Source organism: Protofrankia sp. Cr1 (genome assembly GCF_963555865.1).
In the GTDB taxonomy this organism is placed as follows: domain Bacteria; phylum Actinomycetota; class Actinomycetes; order Frankiales; family Frankiaceae; genus Protofrankia.
In genome coordinates, this window is the sequence record NZ_CAUVXO010000247.1 from 1 (window position 1) to 4,860 (window position 4,860).

The 4,860-nt window shown below is 67.0% G+C and carries 5 protein-coding genes; 2 read left to right on the plus strand and 3 right to left on the minus strand.

Annotated elements, in window-relative coordinates:
- Window positions 1–499 precede the first annotated feature (499 nt).
- Window positions 500–1,720 carry a porin PorA family protein gene (locus U9980_RS17760; RefSeq protein WP_322768942.1) on the plus strand — a complete coding sequence of 407 codons (1,221 nt, stop codon included), beginning with the start codon at window positions 500–502 and terminating at the stop codon, window positions 1,718–1,720.
- Between the two features lie 42 nt (window positions 1,721–1,762).
- Here the strand turns inward: U9980_RS17760 and U9980_RS17765 are convergent, their stop codons facing one another.
- From U9980_RS17765 to U9980_RS17775, 3 genes are all read right to left on the minus strand, one after another.
- Window positions 1,763–2,326: a nuclear transport factor 2 family protein gene (locus tag U9980_RS17765; RefSeq protein WP_322768943.1), complete on the minus strand. Its 564-nt coding sequence runs from the start codon at window positions 2,324–2,326 to the stop codon at window positions 1,763–1,765.
- Between the two features lie 126 nt (window positions 2,327–2,452).
- On the minus strand, window positions 2,453–3,253 hold the full coding sequence (locus U9980_RS17770) for an SDR family oxidoreductase (protein ID WP_322768944.1): 801 nt from the start codon (window positions 3,251–3,253) through the stop codon (window positions 2,453–2,455).
- Window positions 3,254–3,371: 118 nt separating this feature from the next.
- The gene (locus tag U9980_RS17775; protein WP_322768945.1) at window positions 3,372–3,995 is read right to left on the minus strand and encodes a TetR/AcrR family transcriptional regulator; all 624 of its coding nucleotides are present in this window, start codon (window positions 3,993–3,995) and stop codon (window positions 3,372–3,374) included.
- Window positions 3,996–4,051: 56 nt separating this feature from the next.
- Between U9980_RS17775 and U9980_RS17780 the strand changes: the two genes are divergently transcribed.
- A partial coding sequence (locus tag U9980_RS17780) for an SDR family NAD(P)-dependent oxidoreductase (protein WP_322768946.1) occupies window positions 4,052–4,860 on the plus strand: 809 nt, incomplete at its 3' end.

The window sequence follows — 4,860 nt, forward strand, 5'->3', positions numbered from 1 at the left end:
TCAGAGCCCCGCAGCCGATCACACGGCGCGGGGCTCTGAGCTTTTGAAGATCTCCAGCTTATGGTTCATACCTGCGAGAACACTCGGGTTCGCCCGGCCCGCGGGTCGACATCCTGCGCAGGCGCTTGCCGAGGAGGGGGTGCGGTCGATGTCGACGCGCTGATCGCTACCGGCGACGATGAAGCGGGATCACTCCACGAGTACCTTGCCTGCCGTGGTATGATCAGCACCCTCAGTCGGCGGCCGAGGGTGCTGATGTCGAGACACGGTTGTGAGCACACGCCACGAACACCCGCTGGCGGGAGCGCGAAGCCGTGGCCACGGCCACGGCGCTACAGCGTCTCGGTGATGCCAACCTGCGGGTCCGACGTGCGCACGTTACACCAGGCGCCCGGCTGCTGCTGGAACGTCGCGGTCGGCGATGTAAGCGCTCGGTCGCTGCGGCCATACCCGCAGTCGCGCAGCAACTCTCAATTCCCACGCAGCGGAGGCTCCCAGCGTGCGTCGTATCTCGAAATTACTCGTCACGATCGGGATGCTTCTCCTCGTGATCGCAGGCGCCTGGCGGTTCGTCGCCCCCGGCCAGCTTGTGAAGTACCCCGATGACCTGGACAAGACCGTGCATGCGAGCGGCACGTTCACGCTTTACGTTGATCCGGCAACAGCGGCGCCGCAACCTAGCCCGACGTCATTCCCGCTCGACGTCAAACGCCGAATCCATGTCGTCGAGTCGTCGACATCGAAGGTCGTGGTTCAGGAGGACGACGTCGAAAAAATCGGACCTCTGCCGGAGCAGAACTTCCTGCAGCGCTATGTCATCGACCGCAGCTCGCTGAAAAATCTGGCGGAGGAACGCGCCTACGCCTACACGACACAGAACAAGATCGACCGTTCTCCGAACTACTCGATCAATCTGCCGTTCGATGCCGGCGATGGGCCGTACTCGATCTGGAAGAACGAAGTGGGGGCACCTTACCCGTTCCGGCAGGACGGGCCGAGCGTGGAGCGGGCCGGGTTGACGTTACGGCCGATGCACGGACGCCTGGAGAAAGCGCCGGTACAGGGCTACTACATCGATCAACTGAGGTCGCAGGGCATTCCCAGGCAACTCACGCTTCAGCAGCTCAGTCCTCAACTCAAGGCGCAGGGCCTGGACACGCAGCAATTCGCGACGCAGGTGCTGCCTCAACTGTCCGCAGCCGACCAGGCCGAGATCGTTTCGGTCATCGGCCAGCCGATCGCGCTGAACTACCTGCTCGATGTGGACACTCGACTCCTTGTCGAACCACGGACCGGCGCGATCGTCTCGCTCGACCGCATCAACCAGACGATCTACGCGCAGCCCGACCTTGCCGGCATGGGCCGGATCCAGACCATCCTCGCGAAGCCTGAATATGCCAGCAATACGACCGTCACCGGGGCAGAGGCAACGCTCGCCCGCCTGGTCCGCACTCCACCGACGACGCGAATCTTCAACATCGACTACTCGCAGACCCCACCATCGGTCGCCGATCTCGCAAGCTACGCGACGGACCTGGGTGACCAGATCAACCTGGTCAAAAAGGTCGTTCCATTGTTTTTAATCATCTTTGGAGGGGGCCTCACCGTCATCGGGGTCGCACTCAGCGTGCTCCGACGGTCAGATGGTCGGGGCCGGAACACCACGACGAGCGAAGGCGTGGGGGGAGCTGACGCCACGGTGCCGACCAGGACCGACTGAAGGATGTCGTCCATGCTCCGTGCCGTCCCTGTCGCGGCTGCGTCAGTCCGCTGGCCTGTGCCAGTAGTCCTGCCAGGTGGGCCACGCCTGCGGAATGTCGCCGCGACCGGTGGCGCTCGCCGGCCAGCTCGCGGGTTCCTGCCGGAGCGGCCGCTCGTCGAGGTGCAGACCGTAGAAGAGCCGGTGGTCACGACGCGTGAAGTACCATTCGCCGTCCCGCCGCTCGTAGTCGTCCTCGTAGGCGATGGCCTGGCGTAACCAGCTCCGTTCGTCCCCCAGTTCGGCGATGCAGTAGACCGTTCCCGCGGCGCGCTCCGGCTCAAGCAGGTTGATGACGTGCTGGCCGACCGTGAGGATGGCGACGGGCGCGGCCCTCAGATGCAGGTCGAAGGATGCCCGCAGCGCGTCCCGGCCCCGGCCGCCCCTTCCTACCTTGACGTCCGGGACGAACAGCTCGACCAGCGCCTCGGTGTCGCAGGAGCCGACCGCGAGGGCGTAGCGGGCGGCAAGCTGCCCGATCTCCTGGTACGCCAGTAAGCGCTCGACGTCGGTCATTCCCGCCGGCGGCGGGATACGTCGCGGTCCGTGACGACGGGCGTCGGTCATACCCGGCCCTCCTGTGGGGTGTCTCATCCGGTGCAGTCCGGATTGTCGGACTGCCGTCGATGTCAGCGTGCCACCGACAGGGCTGTCTGTCGGTGGCGCCGTCCGGCGGGCAGGGGCGTTTCGAGCTCAGGTGATCGTCTGGCCGCCGTCCACCACGATGTGCTGACCAGTCACGAAACGGGAGGCGTCGGAGAGCAGGAACTGCACTGTTCCGAGCGCGTCCGCCGCACCTGCCGACCCCTTGATCGCCTGGCGGACGGTGAGCCAGTCCGGCGGCATCCCGTCGGCGTCCGTCATCAGTTCCGTCATTTCGGTGGCGAAGAAGCCGGGGGCGAAGGCGTTCACCCGGACGAGGTAGCGGCCCCACTGCACGGCCAGCTCGCGGGTCAGATGCGCGAGCCCGGCCTTGGCGGCGCAGTAGGCAGCCTGGGGGATACCCGTTCCGGTGGTCGTGACCGCCGCGGTGGACGTGACGTTGACAATCGAGCCACCGCCTCGCTCCCGCATCGACACCAGGCACCGTTTGGCCAGGTCGAACGGCGCGACGAGGTCGACCTCCAGCACCTCCCGAAACTCCGCGGTGCTCTGCCGGGTGGCAGGCAAGCCGCTCCCGCTGATGCCGGCGTTGTTGACCAGCCCGTCGATCCCACCGAATTCCCGGACGGCCTGGTCCACCAGCCGGGCGCGGCCGGCATCGTCGGAGATGTCGCAGGCGACCGGGACGGCTCTCCCGTCCTCGCCGAGCTCCTTGGCAATCTCGGCGACGAGGTCGCGCAGCCGGTTCTCGCGGCGCGCGGCGAGCACCACCTTCGCGCCCACCGCCGTCAGGCCGTGCGCAAGCATCCGACCGATGCCGCTGCTGGCGCCGGTCACGACCACCACACGGTCGCGGATGTCGAACAACGAGTCGAACGTCGGAGTCGTCATCGGGTACCTCCGCTGGATGGGTCACTGCTGAGAAGGTCACGAGGCGGACCGATCCGTGGAGGCGGTCCGTCCGGTGGCGGGACGCCTGCTGAGCGCAGCTCAGCTCCCGCCCCGGTGCTCAGCCGCTGGTGGCTGTGCACAACACACGGGCCTGGTCGAGGATCGCCTGCTTGCAGGCCGCCAGATCGAGGGTGGTGTCGGTGAACCATTCCCACGTAATGCCTCGGATCATGGCCATCACCGCGATGCTCACCGATGCCGGGTCGAGGCCCGCCCGGATCGTTTCGAGCTCGATGCCCTCGCTGAGTGCGGACTCGATACGCCCCCGGAACGCGATGTTCTGCTGGTGGATCACCGGCAGGAGTTCCCGCAGGGAGGTGGCCGCCTCGTGGGCGATGACGATGTAGGCGCGGGCCGCCGACGGGTTGGCGGTCAGGCCGTCGAACAGCCCGATGATCTCAGCCTCGATGCGCTCGGCCCCGCGGACGTTGTCATCCAGCGCCGCTGGCGGACTCTCCCTGAGCACGTGGTCGATGATCGCCGCAAGCAGCTTCGGCTTGGAGCCGAAGTAGTGCGTGGCCAGACTCCGGCTGTAGCCGGCGCGCTCACCTAGATCGGCAAGCGTCATGTTCCCGTAGCCACCGTCGGCGAGCAGGTGGATCGCGGTCTCGAGGATGGCGATGCGGGCGGCGTCGCGACGTTGTGCCTGCGTGCGTCGCGACCGTTGGGTGATTGACGTCACCATGCCTCCATGTTACTTGTTAGAAGTACAACTAGTCATCGCGGACTGGGGGCATCGTGGGCGAAACAAGTGTCGCCGTCGTCACCGGCGCGGCGAGCGGTCTCGGGCTCGGACTGGCCGCCGGCCTCGTGGCCCGAGGGATGAGCGTCGTGATCGCCGACATCAACGGGGACGCGCTCGCGCGGGCGCAGCAGCGCCTGCGGGTCGGCGGCGCGGAGGTGCTCGCCGTTCGCACCGACGTCACCAAGGACGACGAGGTCGCCGCCCTCGCCAGCCGGACCCTCGACCGGTTCGGCCGCGTCGACATCGTGTGCCTGAACGCCGGGGTAAATCTGCGGGGCCGTGCCTGGGAGCTCTCGGTCGACGACTGGCGCTGGATCTACGACGTCAACGTGTTCGGTGTCGTCCACGGAATCCGCAGCTTCGTACCGATTCTGCTGGAAGAAGGCGCGGGCCATGTCCTCATCACCGCGTCGAACAGCGCCGTCGCGACGCTTCCGGCATTAGCGCCCTACGTGTCCAGCAAGCACGCCGTGCTCGCGCTCGCCGAGACGGTGCAGCATGACCTCCTCGAAGTCGGCTCCGACGTACGCGTGTCGGTTGTGCTGCCGGGCGCCATCCGTTCGGGCATGGCGGACGCGGTCCGCAACCGCCCAGCCGACTACGGCAGCGCCCAGGTCTCCGCGGAGGTTCTGCGCGCGAGCCGCGCCTTCCTCGAGCGTTACGGGTCGGACCCGCGGACGATGGCGGACGACATCCTGCGGCAAGCCCTCGACAAACATTGTTTTTGCGTCTTCACCGACCCGGCGGACACCGCGACGCTCCTCACCCACGCGCAAGCGCTTGGCGAAGGCCGGCTGCCGAC

Excerpts from the sequence above, each read along its gene's own strand:
- U9980_RS17765 (WP_322768943.1), bottom strand. The coding sequence starts at position 2,326 with ATGACCGACGCCCGTCGTCACGGACCGCGACGTATCCCGCCGCCGGCG.
- U9980_RS17770 (WP_322768944.1), bottom strand. The coding sequence starts at position 3,253 with ATGACGACTCCGACGTTCGACTCGTTGTTCGACATCCGCGACCGTGTG.